This window comes from Bartonella sp. MM73XJBT (assembly GCF_028618465.1).
Classification (GTDB): domain Bacteria; phylum Pseudomonadota; class Alphaproteobacteria; order Rhizobiales; family Rhizobiaceae; genus Bartonella.
The window spans coordinates 1-20,749 of sequence record NZ_JAQISY010000011.1; the positions used below are offsets into that span (position 1 = coordinate 1).

At 37.5% G+C, this 20,749-nt stretch carries 19 protein-coding genes, 2 tRNA genes and 2 pseudogenes; 14 read left to right on the top strand and 9 right to left on the bottom strand.

All coding sequences use genetic code 11. The features are described from left to right. Positions 1-127 (bottom strand): annotated as a pseudogene (locus PVV69_RS05155) (lysozyme); the annotation flags it as partial. A 196-nt stretch (positions 128-323) separates the two neighbouring features. On the opposite strand from PVV69_RS05155, the pseudogene PVV69_RS05160 reads away from it, so the two are divergent. Next, positions 324-592 (top strand): annotated as a pseudogene (locus PVV69_RS05160) (integrase arm-type DNA-binding domain-containing protein); the annotation flags it as partial. A 709-nt stretch (positions 593-1,301) separates the two neighbouring features. Here the strand turns inward: PVV69_RS05160 and PVV69_RS05165 are convergent. The 5 genes from PVV69_RS05165 to PVV69_RS05185 form a co-directional block, all read right to left on the bottom strand. Then, positions 1,302-1,378: transfer RNA gene (locus PVV69_RS05165), tRNA-Arg, on the bottom strand. A gap of 39 nt (positions 1,379-1,417) precedes the next feature. Then, positions 1,418-1,723 (bottom strand): ETC complex I subunit, encoded by a 306-nt coding sequence (locus PVV69_RS05170; protein ID WP_273756718.1) that lies wholly within the window; start codon positions 1,721-1,723, stop codon positions 1,418-1,420. 87 nt (positions 1,724-1,810) lie between these two features. Beyond that, a tRNA-Pro gene (locus tag PVV69_RS05175) sits at positions 1,811-1,887 on the bottom strand. 735 nt (positions 1,888-2,622) lie between these two features. Then, complete coding sequence (gene hdaA, locus PVV69_RS05180) at positions 2,623-3,312, bottom strand: DnaA regulatory inactivator HdaA (protein ID WP_273756719.1); 690 nt, start codon at positions 3,310-3,312, stop codon at positions 2,623-2,625. Then, on the bottom strand, positions 3,309-4,520 hold the full coding sequence (locus tag PVV69_RS05185; protein WP_273756720.1) for an AI-2E family transporter: 1,212 nt from the start codon (positions 4,518-4,520) through the stop codon (positions 3,309-3,311). The genes hdaA and PVV69_RS05185 overlap by 4 nt, the downstream gene beginning before the upstream one ends. A 157-nt stretch (positions 4,521-4,677) precedes the next feature. On the opposite strand from PVV69_RS05185, the gene purM reads away from it, so the two are divergent. Together purM and purN are read left to right on the top strand one after the other, a co-directional pair. Continuing rightward, on the top strand, positions 4,678-5,763 hold the full coding sequence (gene purM / locus PVV69_RS05190; protein WP_273756721.1) for a phosphoribosylformylglycinamidine cyclo-ligase: 1,086 nt from the start codon (positions 4,678-4,680) through the stop codon (positions 5,761-5,763). Further along, complete coding sequence (gene purN, locus PVV69_RS05195) at positions 5,760-6,371, top strand: phosphoribosylglycinamide formyltransferase (protein ID WP_273756722.1); 612 nt, start codon at positions 5,760-5,762, stop codon at positions 6,369-6,371. Before purM ends, purN begins: the two co-directional genes overlap by 4 nt. Positions 6,372-6,887: 516 nt before the next feature. Here purN and PVV69_RS05200 read toward each other — a convergent pair. Continuing rightward, the gene (locus tag PVV69_RS05200; RefSeq protein WP_273756723.1) at positions 6,888-9,428 is read right to left on the bottom strand and encodes an ATP-binding protein; all 2,541 of its coding nucleotides are present in this window, start codon (positions 9,426-9,428) and stop codon (positions 6,888-6,890) included. A 211-nt stretch (positions 9,429-9,639) separates the two neighbouring features. Here PVV69_RS05200 and PVV69_RS05205 point away from each other — a divergent pair, with 211 nt between their 5' ends. After that, positions 9,640-10,155 carry a flagellar biosynthetic protein FliO gene (locus PVV69_RS05205; RefSeq protein ID WP_273756724.1) on the top strand — a complete coding sequence of 172 codons (516 nt, stop codon included), beginning with the start codon at positions 9,640-9,642 and terminating at the stop codon, positions 10,153-10,155. A 52-nt stretch (positions 10,156-10,207) separates the two neighbouring features. Here PVV69_RS05205 and dksA read toward each other — a convergent pair whose 3' ends face one another. Both dksA and PVV69_RS05215 read right to left on the bottom strand, forming a co-directional pair. Next, entirely contained in the window at positions 10,208-10,624 is a 417-nt protein-coding gene (dksA, locus tag PVV69_RS05210; RefSeq protein ID WP_273756725.1) for an RNA polymerase-binding protein DksA, read from the bottom strand. 320 nt (positions 10,625-10,944) lie between these two features. Continuing rightward, positions 10,945-11,478: a flavin reductase gene (locus PVV69_RS05215; RefSeq protein WP_273756726.1), complete on the bottom strand. Its 534-nt coding sequence runs from the start codon at positions 11,476-11,478 to the stop codon at positions 10,945-10,947. A gap of 143 nt (positions 11,479-11,621) precedes the next feature. Between PVV69_RS05215 and rpe the strand changes: the two genes are divergently transcribed. From rpe to PVV69_RS05265, 10 genes are all read left to right on the top strand, one after another. After that, entirely contained in the window at positions 11,622-12,296 is a 675-nt protein-coding gene (rpe, locus tag PVV69_RS05220; RefSeq protein ID WP_273756727.1) for a ribulose-phosphate 3-epimerase, read from the top strand. Between the two features lie 10 nt (positions 12,297-12,306). After that, positions 12,307-13,611 carry an adenylosuccinate lyase gene (gene purB, locus PVV69_RS05225; RefSeq protein ID WP_273756728.1) on the top strand — a complete coding sequence of 435 codons (1,305 nt, stop codon included), beginning with the start codon at positions 12,307-12,309 and terminating at the stop codon, positions 13,609-13,611. An 83-nt stretch (positions 13,612-13,694) separates the two neighbouring features. Further along, the gene (locus PVV69_RS05230) at positions 13,695-14,243 is read left to right on the top strand and encodes an alpha/beta hydrolase (protein ID WP_273756729.1); all 549 of its coding nucleotides are present in this window, start codon (positions 13,695-13,697) and stop codon (positions 14,241-14,243) included. Positions 14,244-14,421: 178 nt separating this feature from the next. After that, the gene (gene purC, locus PVV69_RS05235; RefSeq protein ID WP_273720726.1) at positions 14,422-15,186 is read left to right on the top strand and encodes a phosphoribosylaminoimidazolesuccinocarboxamide synthase; all 765 of its coding nucleotides are present in this window, start codon (positions 14,422-14,424) and stop codon (positions 15,184-15,186) included. 78 nt (positions 15,187-15,264) lie between these two features. Further along, positions 15,265-15,504 carry a phosphoribosylformylglycinamidine synthase subunit PurS gene (purS, locus tag PVV69_RS05240; protein ID WP_273720681.1) on the top strand — a complete coding sequence of 80 codons (240 nt, stop codon included), beginning with the start codon at positions 15,265-15,267 and terminating at the stop codon, positions 15,502-15,504. A 12-nt stretch (positions 15,505-15,516) separates the two neighbouring features. Beyond that, positions 15,517-16,188 (top strand): phosphoribosylformylglycinamidine synthase subunit PurQ, encoded by a 672-nt coding sequence (gene purQ, locus PVV69_RS05245; protein WP_273756730.1) that lies wholly within the window; start codon positions 15,517-15,519, stop codon positions 16,186-16,188. Positions 16,189-16,478: 290 nt separating this feature from the next. Beyond that, positions 16,479-18,689, top strand: a complete 2,211-nt coding sequence (purL, locus tag PVV69_RS05250) for a phosphoribosylformylglycinamidine synthase subunit PurL (protein ID WP_273756731.1) — start codon at positions 16,479-16,481, stop codon at positions 18,687-18,689. 64 nt (positions 18,690-18,753) lie between these two features. Continuing rightward, positions 18,754-18,987, top strand: a complete 234-nt coding sequence (locus PVV69_RS05255; protein ID WP_273720678.1) for a BolA family transcriptional regulator — start codon at positions 18,754-18,756, stop codon at positions 18,985-18,987. 99 nt (positions 18,988-19,086) lie between these two features. Then, the gene (gene grxD / locus PVV69_RS05260) at positions 19,087-19,419 is read left to right on the top strand and encodes a Grx4 family monothiol glutaredoxin (protein ID WP_273720677.1); all 333 of its coding nucleotides are present in this window, start codon (positions 19,087-19,089) and stop codon (positions 19,417-19,419) included. Between the two features lie 69 nt (positions 19,420-19,488). After that, the gene (locus PVV69_RS05265; protein WP_273720676.1) at positions 19,489-20,745 is read left to right on the top strand and encodes a multidrug effflux MFS transporter; all 1,257 of its coding nucleotides are present in this window, start codon (positions 19,489-19,491) and stop codon (positions 20,743-20,745) included. The last annotated feature ends 4 nt before the right edge of the window (positions 20,746-20,749 follow it).

A 20,749-nucleotide genomic window follows, 5' to 3' on the forward strand; every position in this document is an offset into this window, starting at 1 on the left:
CTTTAAGACGCTTGCCTCCTACCTTATTCCATTTCTGTAATTCTACCGGAACCGATTCGTAATCCCCTTGATTAAGCTTTTTCAACAATGTCGATTGGCAAAACGCTTTGGTTCCTACGTTATAACACAAGACATTGATTTATAATGAGAATTTAGTGTTAATTATTAAATTAGAAACTTGGATACCATAAGATTCTCTCATTTCAAGCCTTTCTCATGTTGAATCAATCAAAATCACTCGCTTACACATCACAAGTGGGATAAGTGTGTGGTTAAAAATTGTACAAGAAAGAACTAAAAACGGCTCTTATGAAGAGTCTTAGGTGACAAGGGCTGTAGCAACATGGGAGGCTGGAAAATAGTATAATGGTGCCGGCTTGTTACTTCATAAGCTTAAAGATGAGAAGTCCCAATGGATTTAACGTTATACTATTCACGGGTACCGTCGTGAAATGGGCTTGGGTGCCTTAAAAGATGCTTCTTTTAAAAAAGCTCGTGAATGTATAACTGGGTGGCGTTCTGTTTTGCATGAGAGGCATTCCCCATTAAAGAACGTGAAAAAAAGTGTGAAACAATGCGCAATCTTCATTATTAAAAAAATCTTTTTAATTAAGCATTTGATAATATTCTTTTAAACAGAAATTTTGCCTTGAATATAAACCGCCTCCCCTTTCTGAAAACAAAAAAATTTCATGCTATAATCAGAAGAAGATATCAACCCATACTGCCCTGTTACTGGACAGTTAGGTATCCGTATGTGCGTATTTGAATTGACGTGCTTTATATATTTTGCCACGATGATACAGTTAGGATAAACTAAAAAGTTATAAAAGATCCATATCATTCATCTCAAGATAGAAAAAACCAATTTAAAACAGCTATTTTTTCCTATTTTAGCGGAATAAGCAGGAAACCTTTAAGTTGCTCCCTAAGTGATAAAATATTCATTTTTGGGAAAGGTAGAAACAAGCCTGTCAAAGAGAGTTTTAGCAAGCTGTTTCGTGCAGCGTATAAATCAAGCAGGAATCAATAAATCAGCACATGGATTTGAGAAAATAAGCAGAAGCACCTATTTGCAACCTATACAGGAAAGCTACCGTATCACAACTTAAAGCAATTTTTAGCTAGACAAAACAACAGACTAGCATCAACTTTATACTAAAAAAGTCAATAGAAAACACTTAGCAGTAGAACAAATAAAAACTTTCAAAAGGTTCAGAGTACATAGAAAAACAAGTTCATAGAATCAAAAAAACATAAATTCGCGAACTTTTGTATAAGCTATTGATATTATCTAAGCATGGTGATCCCGACAGGATTCGAACCTGTGACCCACGGCTTAGAAGGCCGTTGCTCTATCCAGCTGAGCTACGGGACCAACTGATTATTCTCTCCATTAGAAACAACATCCTTAAACTCAATGCGTCCAAGGTTGTTGCCTATCACTACGAAAATTATCAGAATAAGAAACAACACGCCGAATCGACCTATGCGTTCTCTCTACACGATAAGGAATAGCATTTTTGTCTGCAAAAGCAATCGCCTCTTCCTTGCTCTTAAAATGGATTTTTATCTGACTTCTTATATCAGAGGTTGCCGTATACCCCATAAGAGGTTCAAGCATTTTTGCCTGTGATGGCTCATATTGCAAAATCCAAAAACCAGTATTCCTTCTACCTGACTGCATAGCCGTCTTTGCAGGACTATAAATACGCGCAATCATAGCTACTTTCCTTTAGACTACACAACACTTGAATGATAATTTCTCACCACACACCGATTGTAGCATTCCCTCACATAAAATCAAATATGGTCGGAGCGATAGGATTCGAACCTACGACCCCCTGATCCCAAATCAGGTGCGCTACCAGGCTGCGCTACGCTCCGCCATTTATATTCATTTGATGCATCTTCCCTAAAATTTTCACGACAGAAGTGCAAGAGAAAAACACATTTTTTAAAAAATTTTATTGTATTTCTCTACAAGAAAGCACTTTTTTAGTTTTTTCTCTTATTTGAAAGATTCATTGACAGAAATAAAAAAACAATATCCATCAAGCAAGGAAGTTAATTGAGGTTAACAAATAACGCAATTCTCTATAAAAACTTTAAATATTATATCATTTCAAAAATGATTTCCATGACATCAGAAACATCTCATAAATACGATCCTCATGCGCTCATTTAGCATCACAAAAAACTATAAAATTCTAGCTATTTTTCATAATAGAGGATTCAGAACGAATCATAAAAAATTAAAAATCTCCTGTTATTACCTCTCACCTGATCACTTTTGTTTTTTCAATTCTATGTTTTTCTAACAATACCAATACCTAAATTAAAAAATAAATATTTTTCTTAAATTATAAAACTTTCATTATAAAAAAAGATTCGTTTGTAAAATTATTTTCAAATGCTGAACATATTTGTGCAAACGACAAAAAAGCTCATAAAAAATACTATCATGCGAGAAACAGATAAACAAAAATACACTACTTTATTAACTTTAGACAGCTGTCAAAAAAGCAAACACTTAAAGAACCACATTTCTATTTACGACAATAGCAAAACAATAGAACAGCAGCACTTTTATTGAACAGTTTGAGCCATACTAAAAAACATTTATTGAATTTCAATATTAAGAACTTCACTAATGATAGCACGCGTTACTTTGCGCTTTCGTTGTAATGTTAACCAATCAACCGAATCAATAACACGCTTCAGTGCAAATATAGAACGTTCACAACGGCTTACAAGATAAGAAACAGCATCTGGATGAACAATAATCTGCTTATCCGAAAAAAGTTTGAAAGCAACAGCTGTTAACAATGCGTCATCAGGTTGATTAATAGCAACCAATACAACTGAATTAAGACGACTTTTTAAATCATTTAACTTTAAATCCCATGCTGATGGTACTGTACGAGCAGTTATCAACAAAGTAGCCTGACGTTTATCAAGATTTGCTTGCTTAACACTATTCATCAAATGAAAGAGCCCTGTCTCACTAATTTCCCCCGCATCAATATCTTCAATTAAACATGCTCGTCCTAAAGAAGCCATAGCCACAGCTTGATCAATTTCATTGCGATGAATACTTAAAGCATTCGTTTTTTGCAGCCATACGTTAGAAAAGTGCGTTTTTCCAGATCCTTCTTGTCCAACCAAAACTGCAATAGGGAAAGCCCAATTTGGCCAATGATCAATAAGCTGAAAAGCCATACGATTGCTTTCAGTCACCACTAAATCATCGAATCGAAAAATCGGATTGTAAGGAAAGTTTAAAGGTAATTGCGTTTCACGCCCATTCATTCTAGCAGCTCCGAATTTTCACTTCGCGAATACATCTGAGAATTAAGATACGTATGAAGAGCAAAACGAACTAAAACAGCAACAGCCGCTGCCGCAGGAACAGCAACGAGCATACCAGTAAAACCAAAAAGTGAAGAAAAAGCAAAAAGTGCAAACATCAACCACACTGGATGTAATCCCACGGATGACCCCACAAGTTTTGGTTGGAGAATGTAGCCTTCGACAAATTGACCAATTAAAAAGAGAATCACAACAACGACAATCCCCCCCCAATTATTTGGATAGAATTGAACCCAGGCAACACCAACAGAAAGTATAAAACCACTCATTGTACCAATATAAGGAACAAAGCTGATAAGGCCAATAAACATACCAATCAAAAGAGCAAAATTGAGTCCCGTGATAGTCAGACCAATAGCATAATATCCTCCTAATATGAGACAAACTGTTCCTTGTCCACGAACAAAACCAGCGATAGCTCTATCCATTTCATAAAAAATACTACGAACGGTTTCAAGATGATCGCGCGGTATCAACGAATCAATTGTTGCAACCATACGGGGCCAATCTAAGAGCATATAAAACGTCACGACAGGTGTCACGACAAATAGGCTGACAAGATTAACGATAGATTTTCCTGACTTTAAAAGTGAATTTAAGAGAGAGGTAATAAAATCAGAACTTTTGCCTAAAAGTCCTTTAATATTACTCTGTAATTCATTTGGATCACTCCCAAAATAGCGCCTAACCCAATCAAAATCGTGTTCAACAAAAAAAGTTTGAATACGATTAATATAAACGGGTAAACCATTACTCACAAATTGTTGTATTTGCCAACTGATAATAGGAATCAAAATAACTAAAGCAGCAACAAAAACAACAAGAATTAACACAGTAATGAGGATAGTGCCAAAAGCACGACGAATACCAAATTTTTCAAGCAATTGAACAATGGGATTAAGAAAATAAGCCAACACAATTCCTGCTACAAAAGGAAGCAAAATGGATCCAAAAACAAACATAAAAAGAATGAAAAAAAACAGTGTACCAAGCCAGAAAAAAATTTGTTTCTTCATATTATTGGGTAACGGTATTTGAGTATAAGCTGGTACATAAGTCTTATAACGGTCACCAGAACCATTCTCACGCACTTTTTTTTTCATAAGCTGCCAAGAAGATTGTCCGTGATTATCTGATATCTTGCTCATAAAATATCCTAAAAAAAACTCTCCACAAAGATTATAAACTTCTTCACCATAAGCTACAAGTAAAGTTGCTTCTTTTCTTATCAATATCTCTTGCAGAGATCACTCTATCATGGCATTGCATAACATTAAAACCTGATTTTTCATAAGGAAGGCTCCAATGAGCAATCAAGATATCATAAATGATAAATCCAACTGTGGTCTTACCTACGCAAAAGCCGGTGTAAACATTGATGCGGGCAATGCTATGGTAGAAAAAATTAAACCCTTCATACGTGCAACAAAACGCACAGGAGCCGATGGAGAAATTGGTGGTTTTGGTGGACTTTTTGATTTAAAAGCAGCAGGCTTCACAGATCCCATTCTTGTAGCTGCCAATGATGGTGTGGGAACAAAATTAAAAATTGCCATTGAAGCAGGTATCCATGATACTGTGGGAATTGATCTTGTCGCTATGTGTGTGAATGATTTACTCGTACAAGGTGCTGAACCTCTCTTTTTTCTCGATTATTTCGCAACAGGGAAGCTTGATCCTGAACAAGGTGCTGCAATCATTTCCGGTATTGCTGAAGGATGTAAACAAGCAGGGGCAGCCCTTATTGGGGGAGAGACTGCAGAAATGCCAGGTATGTACGCACAAGGAGATTATGATTTAGCTGGTTTTGCTGTAGGAGCATGTGAACGTGGCGCATTACTCCCTTCAAAAGACCTTACAGAAGGTGATATCATTTTAGGTCTTAACGCATCTGGAGTTCATTCCAACGGCTTTTCTCTTGTCAGGCGAATCGTTCAACAGAGCCCTCTCAAATGGGAAGATCCAGCCCCGTTTAATACTCAAATGAGCCTTGGTAGAGCATTCCTCACACCAACACGCATTTATGTAAAATCACTTCTTCCTATTATGCGAAATTACCAAGGGATCAAAGCTCTTGCACATATCACCGGTGGTGGCTTTCCTGAAAATATCCCACGGGTACTTCCATCTTCTCTCTGCGCTGAAATCAATCTTTCTAACATTCATGTCCCCTCCGTCTTCTCATGGATTGCCAAACAAGGTAAAATAGAAAAAACAGAAATGCTACGAACATTCAATTGCGGCATTGGCATGATTGTTATTGTAGCACAACAAGTAGTTGAAAAAATTACGCAAGAACTTGAAATGCAAGGAGAAACCGTTACCAACCTTGGCGTTTTAACAAAACGCCAAGATAAAGGAATACTCTACAAAGGTGTGCTTTACTTATGAAAAAACGAATTGTTATTTTTATTTCTGGCAACGGATCTAATATGGTTGCCCTTGCCAATGCCTGTAAACAAAAAAAATACCCTGCTGAAATCGTTGCAATTATTTGTGATAATCCTCATGCTGCTGGCATTGAAAAAGCTTATCATCATAACCTACCTGTTCATGTTATTGATCGCAAAAGCTATCCAACAAAAGAAGCCCATGAAGAAGCTATCTTCATGGTTCTCGCTCAATATCAGCCGAACCTACTCTGCTTTGCAGGTTATATGCGCCTCGTCTCATCACGTTTCGTAAAACTTTATGAAGGGCGAATTTTAAACATTCACCCTTCTCTTTTACCTTCATTTAAAGGTTTAAATACACATGAAAGAGTTTTACAAGCAGGTGTTAAAATCACTGGTTGCACTATTCATCTTGTTACAGAAGACATGGATGCAGGAAAAATTCTTGCTCAAGCGGCCGTTCCAGTCTGCCCAAATGATACTGCTGAAAGCTTAGCGCAGAGAGTTCTTAAAGCAGAGCATATCCTCTATCCGCAGGCTTTAAAAAGCTTCATTGAAGGGAAAAACAAAACTGTAAATACCCAGCAACAACTTTTATCCTTTTGAATATGCCGTTGAGTGTTTCCCAGTATTACAGTTAAAATTTATCATCAATTATCCTATTTTGAATCTACGATATTTCAACATAAGAAAAACCATTTTCCCCACGAATAATTTTCATGCGAGATCTATGATCTTTTTTTAATGGCTAAAGGGACCCAAAATAACTGCTATTTATTCTCTTTAATAATTTTATGCCCATGTTTATCTTTTCAGGATTTGCCAATTTTTACCTAAAGAATCTTAAAATAACTTCCCTCTCCCCACTCTAAAAAACGCTGATTCTGAACCGCAACAGTCTATAAACGATCTAGATTCTTTTCGCAGCTCCCCACGACTGATCACTTCATGCGCTTAACTCCATAGGTGCTACGGAATACCTCCCACTTTAATATTCTTTTCTATGACTTACGAAAACACCTAATGTATAAACTTTTACATCCCTTATCCTATTCCATCCTCCTTAAACAACAATGCTCTACCGTATAATAAGATAATTTCTCTATTGCATAACTTTTCATTTTATTGTGCAAGTGTTTCTTTAACTGTTAAAGCTAATTGTTTGAGTGTAAATGGTTTAGATAAAAAACCAAAAATAGCGTCTTGAGGAAGATTTTTAGCAAATGCATCTTTTGCATATCCAGAAACAAAAAGAAATTTGATATCAGGATAATTTTTACGTGCTTCTTTGAGCAAAGTTGGGCCATCCATTTCTGGCATCACCACATCAGAAACAATAATATCAATTTTTCCGTTATTTTTCTCAAGAATGGCGAGGGCTTCCACTCCACTTGCTGCCTCTAAAACAGTATATCCTCTCATTTGCAGCGCTCTTACTCCTCCCATTCTGACAGCATCTTCATCTTCAACCAACAAAACAGTTGCAGATCCTGTTAAATCTGTATTTTTTTCTTGCTCTTCAGCTTTTTCAATCTGTGGAGAAATTTTTCTACTCTTATAAGGAATATAACGAGGAAGAAAAATATGAAATGTTGCTCCTTCACCCTCTCTACTCTCACAATAAATATAACCACCTGTCTGCTTGATAATTCCATAAACCATTGATAAACCAAGCCCAGTTCCTTTTCCCACTTCTTTTGTTGTAAAAAATGGTTCAAACATTTTTTCTTGTACAGCAGATGATATACCGGTCCCTGTATCTGAAATAGTCAATTGCACATACTCACCAATTTCACAACCAACATGGTCGAATTCAGCACTCTGTTGTTTTGTAATATTATTTGTTGCAATCGTAACCACACCTCCATTGGGCATAGCATCACGTGCATTAATAACCAAATTCATAATCACACGCTGGAAAGATGCTTGATCAACTTCAACGCTCCATAAATCTCTTCCATGAATAATTTTTAATTGAATATTATTGCCCAAAAGAGGTAAAATAAGATTGCGAATATCTGATAAAAAGTCTGTAAAATCAACTTCTTCAGGTCGAAGTGTTTGCTTTCTAGAAAAAGCGAGTAATTGTTGTACAAGTGCCGCTGCACGATTAGCATTATTTTTAATATTGATAAGATCCGCATGAGCAGGATCAGAACTACGGTGCGTATTTAAAAGAAGATCACAAGACATCAAAATTGCTGTTAAAACGTTATTAAAGTCATGCGCAATACCGCCAGCCAATTGCCCAACAGCTTGCATTTTCTGACTTTGCATCATTCTATCTTCAAGTGTTTTGTGTTCTGTTGTTTCTATAACAGAGATAATGACAAAATCCTGTAAAAGGTCATCATAATACGACTTTATAGGCATAATATGAAGACGCAAATGGCGTTCTTCATTATTTTCCAAAACGGTCTCTAGAACTGTATCATTTTTATTTGTGGTCATTTTCTGAAATGCACGTTCTAACAGTGTATGATCGCGACGAGATATCACATTATAAAGATTGAGAGTTTTGTCTGTACATCCCATCAATGATGAAAATGTATTATTCATGTGAACCCATTGACCTTTTTGATCCACCACCGCTATTGCAAAGGGACTTGCATTAAAATACTCCACAAAAACACTGGGTAATTTCAATTGATCATCATTCTCTTGCCTTTGTTTTTGCTGTGGAATGATCACAATACGATAAATGGTCTCATCCTCTGAAAGAGAAGAAACGCACATAAAACAATTCAATATTTTCTTAACACTGCTCTGTGTATTACAACATAATGAAAACCTATAAGGCAAAGAGTATCCTAAACTTTGATATTTGTTGTTTTGCAAACAAATATCACTCCATGTAATTTTTTCTCCAACACTGTTCAATAACTGATCAAAACTATATTGACCGACAGAAAAATTTGCTAAATCAATTGAAAACCACTCAGCAAAAATCGTATTTGCGTAAAGAACTATTCCTTGTGCATTAACGGATAAAAAACCAACAGGTGCTTGATCTAAATGATTGATAGCTTCTTGAAGATGAGAGAAAAAAACTTCACGATATTCCTGCAAATGCGAAATATCAGCAATACGCCAAAATAAAAGCTTTTTTCCCTGCTTTGTGATCGGTTGAACAGAGATATTATACCAAGTAGCCCTTTTTTGCGTAGAATGAGCAAAAATCGCTTGTTCAACTCTTAACTCTTCTTGCGCGGCAAGATGATTACACGCAGCAACCTTTAAGCGATACGCCAATGCACCAGCTCCTGGAAGATCAGCGATAACCACATAACAAGAAGACTGAGGGTTATAGGTAAGAATTTTTCGGTAATTTTGATTAGAATAATAAACAAAACCAAATAAATCAGAGACGATAATTGCGTCATCGCTATTATTAAAAATATTAAGATCACATTCATCATGTAGTTGCACGGCATTATACTTTAAAATCCCTATTCCACTCAAAACAAGTGCAGCCCCCCCTATAGCTGCCAAAGCCCAAAAAAACGCCATTCCAATCTTTTGCAAAAAGCTCTGTGGATAAAAAAGACCGACAACACCCCAAATGAAGAGAAAAGCTATTATAAAAACAATACCAAGAATCACACCTCCTCGATATCCAGAAGAAGATAATGATCTTTCACTATTCTCAAAACCTTTATCCATCTCACTTTGCCTTGATTATCGCTATTGCTTAGCGATAAATTGCCTCTATAACCGTTGTTATAAAGTATATACTATGATAATATCTCCCCCAAAACAAATCACTCAATGTTAAAAGATTTTTTCTTATATTATTAAGAAAATCTCTGTAGGGTATATTTACAAAGCTGTCTCAATAAAAATAATATTTCCATTCTAAAATGGGAGAAGTTTTATGGTTATCTGGTTATCAAACCAAATAGGTACAACCACCGCTAACATAATCACAAGCTTTGTGTTTTGCGTCATAACATGCATAGCTATTGCTATGCTCATCCTGTTTTTAAGCCGTTTAAAGAAAAAGAGGCTTAGTATCCATAGAAATAAGCGTCCACCGCGATTAACTCTCTGCGAAACAATTGTTATAGATCGTACACGTCGTCTTGTTTTGGTACGTTGTGATAATAAAGAGCATTTGCTTCTTATTGGCGGACTTACAGACATTGTTGTAGAAGCCAACATAAACAGTACGTCTCTCATAAAAAAGGAAGACACACAGCCAACATTATCGATAAAAGAAACCAATCTAAGCAACATGTCCACAGAACAAAGATCTCTAAATAAAAGAGAACACGCGCAAAGCAACAACACTGCTTCTTTTATGAAGCAACATGTAGAGGATTCAGCAATCACCGCCGAAATCGAAGGACGGCACGAACCATCTTTATTTATCCCCCCTCAAAACAAATGAAATGCTCAATTCCAGCACTAAGAGTTTCATTTGGCAAACATTGTAATCGATTTTAATCATCGCGATAAACTCTTTCTCGTCGTTCATGGCGCTCTTGTGCTTCCAACGATAAAACTGCAATTGGTCGGGCTTCAAGACGCTTTATACTAATAGGCTCGCCAGTTTCCTCACAAAAACCGTAAGTTCCATTATCAATGCGCTCCAAAGCAGCATCTATTTTTGAAATGAGTTTCCTCTGACGATCACGAGCACGTAATTCAATTGTACGATCAGTTTCGCTAGATGCTCTATCGGTCAAATCAGGTTGACCAACATTCTCTTCTTGCAAATTTTCTAAAGTCTCACGCGCTTCTCTTAATATATCATTCTTCCAAGAAACTAATTTAGCACGAAAATATGCCTTTTGTCGCTCATTCATAAAAGGCTCATCTTCACTAGGGCGATATTGATGATCAATCTCTTCGCTCATGCCATAAAAACCTCCATATATGGTATGTGCGGACTCTATATTGTGCAACACCACGCAACACAAGTGTAAAATTCTTTTTCCATCTACTTAAAAATGTGTTTAAAGTCACGGAGTATGTTTCCACAACTTTTTTGCATAAAATATATTTTCTCAACATAACCAGTTGTTCAGGGCTCTTCTATCCATCTTTTTAGCCATGTCTATAAACCATAAATAATGTAGATATTCAGTGTCATGTAAACTCATCTTTATCCAATGATTTCGCTAAACCTTAAATATATTAACAATCAATTGTCTCAATATGTAAAAAACAAAAAACTTTACAAAGATAGAGTGTGATATTTACGATTCAAATACATCAAAGCGTCTTTTTCTTGATTAAGGCTGATCGCGACAACTTCACCAATCAAAACACAATGGGTTGCATGTTCATGCCAACAAATTAAACGACAATCAAAAGACGCTAAAGCATCTGAAAGACTAGGTGCGCCAGTTAGCAACGTCTTCCATTGTGCGATATCAAAACGTTCTTTTTGTGTAATATTGCAACGCCTAGAAAAAATATCCGCTAGTGAACGATGTTTACCCGCTAAACTATTCACACAAAAGTTCCCATTCTCCATAAACAATCGATTCTTGAAGTTATGCCGCATAAGACAAACAAGAATAGTTGGAGGATCATCAGATAAAGAACAACACGCTGAAACCGTTACCCCGCGTCTTCCTCTCATACCATTTGTGGTCACAATATGCACAGCTCCTGCAAAATGACTCATAGCATCTCGATATTCTTGCGAAGAAACAGTAATATTATGTTGAAGTTTAGGCATTAAATGTGTTGTATGGTTTGACATATCCTTCACTTATACAGCTTTTAAATTCCCAATAATTTTTCCATAAAAAATTCATGACATGTATTTTTCTTTTACGTCATAGCACAAAAGATATTTTAGTATACAAAACGACATGATAAAAACAGCCTATCAAGGAGATCTTCATGCCCCATTCTCACCTCATTTCACCTTCGCTCTTGGCCTGTGATTTCTCCAAACTTGGTCAAGAAGTACTTGATGTTATTGATGCTGGAGCAGATTGGCTTCATCTTGATATCATGGATGGCCACTTTGTTCCTAATATCACTTTTGGCCCAGATATCGTCAAGGTTCTCCGCCCATTAACCAAAGCAATATTTGACGTCCACTTGATGATCACACCTGTAGATCCTTATTTAGAAGCTTTTGCAAAGGCTGGCTCAGATATTATAACCATTCATGCTGAAGCAACTCCCCATCTTCACCGTTCGTTGCAAACAATTAAAGCAATGGGGAAAAAAGCAGGAATTGCTCTCAATCCAAGCACGCCAGAACATATAGTTGAGTATTTGCTTGATCAATTAGACCTTATCCTCATCATGACAGTTAATCCTGGTTTTGGAGGACAGAAGTTTATTCCAGAAATGAAAGATAAAATCAAACGCGTTAAAAACATGATTGCAAACAGGCCTATTGATCTTGAAGTTGATGGTGGTATCACTGTTGATACAATTGGGATAACTGCGAAAGCGGGCGCAAATGTATTTGTCGCAGGCTCTGCAATTTATAAAGATGGCAACAAAGCGCTTTACAAAACCCGTATTAATGCACTGCGCCAAGCCGCAATTCACTCACAATAAGGAAAAAGTCATGATAACACGTTATTCCCGCCCTGAAATGGTAACAATTTGGTCACCACAAACAAAGTATCGTATTTGGTTTGAAATTGAAGCACATGCCTGTGATGCGCTAGCAAAACTGGGTATTATTCCACAAGAAGCAGCAAACATTATTTGGGAAAAAGGAAAAGCCGCCGAATTTGATGTCAATCGCATTAATGAAATTGAGGACATCACCAAGCACGATGTTATAGCATTTCTAACCCACTTAGCTGAATTTATTGGACCAGAAGCACGTTTCATTCATCAAGGTATGACCTCATCAGATATTCTAGATACAACGCTTAATATACAACTGATGCGTGCCAGTAATATTTTGCTAAAAGACATAGACCAACTTCTTGAAGCATTAAAAAAACGTGCTTTTGAACATAAAGAAACAATTACCATTGGACGCAGTCACGGTATTCATGCTGAACCAATAACATTTGGTATCAAATTCGCTCTTGCATACGCTGAATTTTCTCGGTGTCGCAAACGCCTTCTTGCCGCACGAGAAGAAATTTCCACTTGCGCTATTTCAGGTGCCGTAGGCACTTTTGCAAATATTGACCCACGCGTTGAAGAACATGTAGCAAAAGCATTGGGACTGCATCCTGAACCCGTTTCCACCCAAGTGATACCACGCGATCGTCACGCCATGTTCTTTGCAACGCTTGGTGTTATTGCATCATCCATTGAAAGATTAGCTATAGAAATACGTCATCTACAACGAACAGAAGTTTTGGAAGCAGAAGAATATTTTTCACCTGGACAAAAAGGCTCATCGGCTATGCCCCATAAGCGTAATCCCGTTTTAACCGAAAATCTCACTGGATTAGCGCGTATGGTACGTGCCTTTGCAATACCTGCCATGGAAAATGTAGCACTTTGGCATGAACGAGATATTTCCCATTCATCTGTTGAGCGCTATATTGGCCCTGATGCTACCATTACCCTTGATTTTGCTCTTGCTCGACTCACATCCGTTATTGAAAATTTAATTGTCTATCCAGAAAATATGCAAAAAAATCTCAACAAATTCCGAGGGCTTGTTCATTCACAACGAGTGCTTTTAGCACTCACGCAAGCTGGAATGAGTCGTGAAGATTCTTACCGAATTGTACAACGCAATGCGATGAAGGTGTGGGAACAAGGAAAAGATTTTTTAGAAGAATTACTCCATGACAAAGATGTTACAAAAGCTTTAAGTGAAGCAGAACTTCGTGAAAAATTTGATCTTTCCTACCACACCAAACATATCAACACGATTTTTCAACGCGTTTTTGGAAAATGACAAAAGCATATATTGTACACAAGCAACAAGCATGTTGTCCTTGCCTCATGAGACAAAAGCTGTGGTAATGAAAGAAGCAATTAATGAAAGCAAATCAACTCGATATTCTTATTGTTCCTGGCTACAAAGGGTCTGGTCCTGATCATTGGCAAACACGATGGGAAAAAAAAATATCTACAGCCCGCCGCGTTCAACAAACCCATTGGTCGAAACCTGTTTGTGAAGAATGGGTTAATGAGGTTAAAAGCGCCATTGCACAAGCACAAAAACCTGTTGTGATTATTGCCCACTCATTAGGCGTTCCTACAGCTATTCATGCAACGAAACAAAACGCAGAAAAAGTTTGTGGCGCTTTTTTTGTTGCACCTCCAGATGTAAACAATGAAAACATCCGCCCCAAACATTTTATGACATTTGGTCCCTATCATGGTAAAAAATTACCATTCCCCTCTGTCATTATAGCCAGCCGCAACGATGAATTTTGTCAATTTTCAGTAGCAGAAAAACTTGCGAATGATTGGGGAGCACTGTTTGTTGATGCTGGGCAATCTGGCCACATTAATGCAGAATCTGGCCATGGACCTTGGCCTGAAGGACTTATGGTTCTCTCTCATTTTCTTGCAAAAATTTAATGAAAGAGAGATAATTGCCTTCACGCCCTCTATATTTGTAGTTTCATGACTCTTTGCTCAAAGTCCCAATGACAAAAAATATAAGAAGTGCTATAGCAATCATTGAGAATTTCTGACAATTAGGATAGTATTACTTATCAGTGTTATTAGAAACCTCTCAAATCAATAGAGAATCATGATGAATCGTCGCCACCGTATTTATGAAGGCAAGGCCAAAATTTTATATGAAGGACCTGAACCAGGGACCTATATTCAATTTTTTAAAGATGACGCAACTGCCTTTAATGCAAAAAAACATGAAATTATCGACGGAAAAGGGGTTTTAAATAACCGTATTTCGGAACATATCTTTAGTCATCTTAGCCGTTTGGGTATCCCGACCCATTTTATTAAACGCATAAATATGCGTGAACAGCTCATTAAAGCCGTTGAAATTATTCCATTGGAAGTTGTTGTTCGTAACGTTGCTGCTGGTTCTCTTGCCAAGCGTTTGGGATTGGAAGAAGGAACAGCCCTTTCGCAATCCATTATTGAATTTTACTATAAAAATGATTCTCTTGATGATCCAATGGTAACGGAAGAGCATATCACTGCCTTTGGATGGGCTGTTCCCCAAGAAATAGAGGATATTATGCAACTTTCGATTCGTATTAATGATTTTCTTTCCGGGCTTTTTGCAGGTGTTAACATTCAGCTCATTGATTTCAAAATGGAATTTGGACGCCTATGGGAAGATGAAACAATGCGTATTGTTCTTGCTGATGAAATCTCTCCTGATTCTGCAAGGTTATGGGACATGCAAACACGAGAAAAAATGGATAAAGATCGTTTTCGGCGTGATATGGGTGGGCTTATTAACGCTTATCAAGAAGTGGCAAAACGCCTTGGCATTATCAATGAGAATGAACCTCCACGACCAACTGGTCCAGTATTAGTAAAATAGTGACATGAGATCACATTCCTTTAATATTAGCAAATGAACCTCTTTAAGAAGAGGAACTTTAGCGACAGGAGATAAAAAATGAAAGCACGTGTTACAGTGACTTTAAAAAACAGTGTCCTTGACCCACAAGGAGAAGCAATTGTAGGTGCTTTAAAAAGTTTAGCGTTCAAAGGCATTCATTCCGTTCGCCAAGGAAAAGTTTTTGATGTTGTGCTCGATGATCAGCCTTCTGAAACTGCAACGCAAAAACTTGAAGAAATGTGTAAAGAGTTACTGGCAAATACCGTCATTGAAGACTGCACTATAGAGCTTCTGTAAGTGGGACACTTCATGAAAACTGCTATTATTCAATTACCTGGATTAAATCGCGATGGGGATATGGTTGCAGCACTACACCATATAACAGGAATCGAACCGTTTAAAATTTGGCAAACAGAAACAACAATTCCGGATGTAGATATCATTGTTATTCCTGGTGGTTTTTCTTATGGGGACTATTTAAGATGTGGAGCTATCGGTGCAAGAACCCCCGTTTTGCAAGCTGTGCGTGAGAAAGCAAAAAAAGGTGTTACAATCATTGGCATATGTAATGGATTTCAAATTTTATTGGAAGCTGGTTTATTACCCGGCACTTTAATGCGTAACACCTCATTGAAATTTGTTTGTCGTGAAATAAAGCTTGAAGTGGTAAATGCCAATACAAAATTTTCTCGCTATTATTCCAAAGGGCAAATTATTCGTTGTCCTGTTGCACATCACGATGGAAATTATTTTGTCGACAGTGAGACATTAAAACAAATGGAAGACGATGAGCAAATTGTTTTTCGCTATGCAGAAAATACAAATCCCAACGGTTCGATAAAGGACATTGCTGGTATCGTCAATAAGGCTGGTAATATTCTTGGTATGATGCCTCATCCTGAAAATTTTATTGAACCCGCACATGGTGGTACTGATGGTCGTTTGCTTTTCCAAAGTGCTTTAGAATTGACCAATGGATAATAACAAAGAAGATTTTATGCTGCCTCACTGTGTTAAAGTCAAAAATCTGTATCATTTTCCCACACGACAAATTTACCAATAAAATATTTTTACAAACACAACGGAGTGTACTTTAAAAACACACAAAGATTTATTCAAAAGACCTTAATAACAAGAGACAATAACAAGCATTTTCGTTTAGGATCTATAGACCACTGCCTTATCAAACGATAAGACTCTTGATGACCTAAGCTGCTAGATTTAAAATAATAAAGAAGCTAAATCTTGATCAATTTGACGGATAAAAATTCATGAATCCTTGCAATAACAGAGCCATTACGCCAGAACTCATTGTCCAACACGGTCTAAAAGATAATGAATATCAACATATCCTGACCTTAATTGGTAGAGAGCCAACCTTTACTGAGCTGGGAATTTTTTCGGCAATGTGGAACGAACATTGTTCCTACAAATCATCCAAAAAATGGCTTAAAACACTTCCAACAGAAGGAAAATGTGTCATTCAAGGACCTGGTGAAAATGCTGGTGTCGTTGATATTGGTGAGGGGCAATGCGTTGTTTTCAAAATGGAAAGCCATAACCATCCCTCCTATATTGAACCTTATCAAGGTGCAGCAACGGGTGTTGGTGGTATTTTGCGTGATGTCTTTACCATGGGTGCACGTCCTGTTGCAGCTATGAATGCCTTGCGATTTGGGGCTCCAAGTCATCCTCGAACACGCCACCTTGTTTCTGGCGTTGTTTCTGGAATAGGTGGTTATAGTAATGCTTTTGGCGTCCCAACCGTTGGTGGAGAAGTCAATTTTGACAAGCGCTATAATGGCAATATCCTTGTAAATGCCTTTGTCGCTGGTATTGCAAAGACCAACTCTCTTTTTTATTCCAAAGCCCAAGGAGTAGGACTTCCTGTTGTTTATCTTGGAGCAAAAACAGGACGTGATGGTGTTGGTGGAGCAACAATGGCTTCTGCCGAATTTGACGATTCAATGAGTGAAAAACGCCCAACAGTCCAAGTAGGTGATCCTTTTACAGAAAAATGCCTTCTTGAAGCTTGCTTAGAACTCATGGAACTGAGAGCTGTCGTTGCTATTCAAGATATGGGGGCAGCAGGTTTAACATCTTCTGCGGTTGAAATGGGAGCAAAAGGAGATTTAGGGATACAGCTTAATCTTGATAAAGTTCCTGTTCGTGAAGAAAACATGACAGCCTATGAAATGATGCTTTCTGAAAGCCAGGAACGCATGCTCATGATATTGAAACCAGAGCTAGAAAAGCAAGCTGCAGCAATTTTTCATAAATGGGGACTTCATTTTTCCATTATTGGAAAAACAACCGATGATTTACGTTTCCGTGTCTTTCATCAAGGAGAGGAAGTCGTCAATCTTCCCATCAAGGAACTTGGGAATGAAGCGCCTGTTTATGATCGTCCTTGGAGTGAACCCGTAAAAAAGCCACTTCTTAAAGTAGAAGAAATTGAGAAGGTTGAAAATTTGGGAGATGCACTTCTCTCATTATTGAATTCTGCTGATCAAAGTTCAAGGCGATGGGTTTATGAACAATATGATACACTTATTCAAGGAAATACGCTTGTTCGTCCAGGAGGTGATGCTGGAGTCATTCGTGTAAGCAGTCATGACAAACGTGCTCTTGCTTTTTCTTCTGATGTAACACCTCGCTATTGTGAAGCTGATCCTTATGAAGGAGGAAAACAAGCCGTCGCAGAATGCTGGCGAAATATCAGCACGACAGGTGCAACACCATTAGCCGCTACAGATAATCTCAATTTTGGTAATCCTGAAAAACCTGAAATTATGGGACAATTGGTTTTTGCCATTAAAGGTATAGGGGAAGCTTGTAGAATCCTCGACTTCCCTATCGTTTCAGGAAATGTTTCTCTTTATAATGAAACCAATGGAGAAGCAATTCTTCCTACCCCAACAATTGCTGGTGTCGGCCTTCTTGCTGACTGGTCTAAAATGGTAACAATCAGTGGTATGCAAAATGGAGATACTATTGTTTTGATTGGAGCATGCGGCTCTCATTTAGGTCAATCAATCTATGCACGTAATATTTTAAATATTGAGACAGGTGCACCACCTCAGGTAGATTTACAGCTTGAAAAAAAGCATGGACAATTTGTTCGAGATGTCATTGATCATGGTTTTGTAAATGCCGCTCATGATATTTCTGACGGTGGATTAGCCATTGCTCTTGCAGAAATGGTCATAAAAGCTGAGAAAGGAATTAAAGTCAAATTAAGCAACAAACAACCATCTCATGCAGAGCTTTTTGCAGAAGACCAAGCGCGTTATCTTTTAAGCGTCAAATCTCATGCCCTCAGCGATCTTAAAGAACTCGCACAAACAAACGCAGTTTCTTTAACGGAACTTGGTCGAGTTGAGGGTGATTCTCTTGACATAGAGGGGATATTAGCACTTTCCATAGACAAACTTACACAAGCTTATGAAAGTTGGTTTCCGCAATTCATGGGCGAGGAATAAAAAGTTCTTCGTCTCTACTTGACTTAATGCGATTCTGACAAAGAATAAATAAAGGAGAATAATCATGGCAATGAGTGCCCATGCGATTGAAACACTTATTCGCGAAGGTATTCCCGATGCAACTGTGATAATTCGTGATCTGGCTGGCGATGGAGAGCATTACGCTGCTGAGGTGACTTCTGAAAGTTTTCGCGGGAAAAGCCGTGTCCAGCAACATAAAATGGTCTATGATGCTCTTAAAGGCAATATGGGAAATGATCTTCATGCGTTAATGCTGCAAACGAATATTCCCAAATGATTTTAAAAATTCTTCTTGCATTCATTCACTCAATACGAGTAGAAAATATCATGAATGTACAACATACATTTACAAAATCTGCAATATTGAGGAATAAAGATGAGCACTGTTCATGATTTTATTGACAACGAAATTAAAGAAAATGACGTCGTTTTATTCATGAAGGGAACCCCCAATGCTCCGCAATGCGGATTCTCAGGACAGGTTGTTCAAATCCTTGATTATTTAGGATTAGATTATAAAGGGATCAATATCTTAACTTCTCATGAATTGCGTCAAGGAATTAAAGACTACTCAAATTGGCCAACAATTCCACAACTCTATATCAAAGGTGAGTTTGTTGGTGGTTGTGATATTGTGAAAGAAATGTTTCAAAATAATGAATTGCAAGAACTGTTAAAAGAGAAAAATATTCCTTGTAATAAATCATAGGTATCTTTCATTTTTCAGCCTCTTAAAAAGAGCTGTGGTCGGTAGAAATTGTTATTTCAAGGATGCCTTATGTCATATTTAATTGACGAACAAACGCACCGTGATGCGATTAGAAAAAGAATTGGCTATAAAGAATTTGTTCTTCTTATTGGAGCACTCATGGCTATCAATTCTATAGCTGTTGACATTATGCTTCCAGCCATGCCTGATATTTTGAACAGCTTACATGTTCTCAATGAAAATGATCAACATTATATCATTTCTAGTTATCTTATAAGTTATGGCATCACACAAATATTTTTTGGTCCGATAAGTGATCGTTATGGACGTCGTAAACTTATTCTCCTTGGTCTTGCATTTTATGCCGTTACAGCGATTGGTTGTGCTTTTGTATCCAACTTTTCTCTATTGCTTATTTTACGTATCTTGCAAGGTATAGGAGGTGCTGCTATGCGCGTCCTTACTGTTTCTGTTGTACGCGATCTTTACAGTGGTCGAAAAATGGCAGAAGTTATGTCTATCGTTATGATGGTTTTTCTTATTGCACCCATGATTGGACCAGCAACAGGACAATTCATTTTATTGTTTGGAAACTGGCAAATTATCTTTATCTTTATGGCAATTATTGGTTTTGGACTGATGATTTGGATTCAACTACGCTTGCCTGAAACTCTTTATAGACAACGTTCTCTTTCTTTTTCTTCGGTCAAACATAACTTATGGGTCGTCATAACCAATCGCACCACACTTTGCTACACACTAGCAACTTCTATTGTTTTAGGTTGTATTTTTACCGCTGTTAATACATCGCAGCAAACATATGAAGGAATTTACAATCTAGGACTCTGGTTTCCAATTGCCTTTGCTGTTGGTGCGGCTTTTCAAGCTCTATCATCATTCTTTAATTCTCAATTGGTTGGACGTCTTGGCATGCGACGTATCGCACACACCATGCTTTTGCTCTTTTGTATCACCTCATGTATTTGGTTTATTGGCTCACTCTTAACAGATGGTGTTATCCCTTTTCCTTTTTACATGCTGCTGTTTTGTATATTGATGTTTGCCTGTGGCGGCATTATGGCTAATTTCAATACACTTGCTCTCGAATCTGTAGGGGAAATTGCTGGGACAGCATCTTCCGTATCTGGTTTTCTTCAGACATCTATCGCCACCAGTCTTGGCTTTTTTATTGCACAACAATTTGATGAAACAACAATACCCAATTCAGCAGCATTTTTCTTTCTCAGCATCATCGCCATATTTCTTGTTCTATGGGCTGAACGTGGATATCTTTTTAGGCAATATCACCATAATCCTAACGAATAGAAGC

Bases quoted from the DNA above. Each gene is read 5' to 3' on its own strand.
- PVV69_RS05170 (WP_273756718.1), bottom strand. From the start codon at position 1,723: ATGATTGCGCGTATTTATAGTCCTGCAAAGACGGCTATGCAGTCAGGT.
- hdaA (WP_273756719.1), bottom strand. From the start codon at position 3,312: ATGAATGGGCGTGAAACGCAATTACCTTTAAACTTTCCTTACAATCCG.
- PVV69_RS05185 (WP_273756720.1), bottom strand. From the start codon at position 4,520: ATGAGCAAGATATCAGATAATCACGGACAATCTTCTTGGCAGCTTATG.
- purM (WP_273756721.1), top strand. From the start codon at position 4,678: ATGAGCAATCAAGATATCATAAATGATAAATCCAACTGTGGTCTTACC.
- purN (WP_273756722.1), top strand. From the start codon at position 5,760: ATGAAAAAACGAATTGTTATTTTTATTTCTGGCAACGGATCTAATATG.
- PVV69_RS05200 (WP_273756723.1), bottom strand. From the start codon at position 9,428: ATGGATAAAGGTTTTGAGAATAGTGAAAGATCATTATCTTCTTCTGGA.
- PVV69_RS05205 (WP_273756724.1), top strand. From the start codon at position 9,640: ATGGTTATCTGGTTATCAAACCAAATAGGTACAACCACCGCTAACATA.
- dksA (WP_273756725.1), bottom strand. From the start codon at position 10,624: ATGAGCGAAGAGATTGATCATCAATATCGCCCTAGTGAAGATGAGCCT.
- PVV69_RS05215 (WP_273756726.1), bottom strand. From the start codon at position 11,478: ATGTCAAACCATACAACACATTTAATGCCTAAACTTCAACATAATATT.
- rpe (WP_273756727.1), top strand. From the start codon at position 11,622: ATGCCCCATTCTCACCTCATTTCACCTTCGCTCTTGGCCTGTGATTTC.
- purB (WP_273756728.1), top strand. From the start codon at position 12,307: ATGATAACACGTTATTCCCGCCCTGAAATGGTAACAATTTGGTCACCA.
- PVV69_RS05230 (WP_273756729.1), top strand. From the start codon at position 13,695: ATGAAAGCAAATCAACTCGATATTCTTATTGTTCCTGGCTACAAAGGG.
- purC (WP_273720726.1), top strand. From the start codon at position 14,422: ATGAATCGTCGCCACCGTATTTATGAAGGCAAGGCCAAAATTTTATAT.
- purS (WP_273720681.1), top strand. From the start codon at position 15,265: ATGAAAGCACGTGTTACAGTGACTTTAAAAAACAGTGTCCTTGACCCA.
- purQ (WP_273756730.1), top strand. From the start codon at position 15,517: ATGAAAACTGCTATTATTCAATTACCTGGATTAAATCGCGATGGGGAT.
- purL (WP_273756731.1), top strand. From the start codon at position 16,479: ATGAATCCTTGCAATAACAGAGCCATTACGCCAGAACTCATTGTCCAA.
- PVV69_RS05255 (WP_273720678.1), top strand. From the start codon at position 18,754: ATGGCAATGAGTGCCCATGCGATTGAAACACTTATTCGCGAAGGTATT.
- grxD (WP_273720677.1), top strand. From the start codon at position 19,087: ATGAGCACTGTTCATGATTTTATTGACAACGAAATTAAAGAAAATGAC.
- PVV69_RS05265 (WP_273720676.1), top strand. From the start codon at position 19,489: ATGTCATATTTAATTGACGAACAAACGCACCGTGATGCGATTAGAAAA.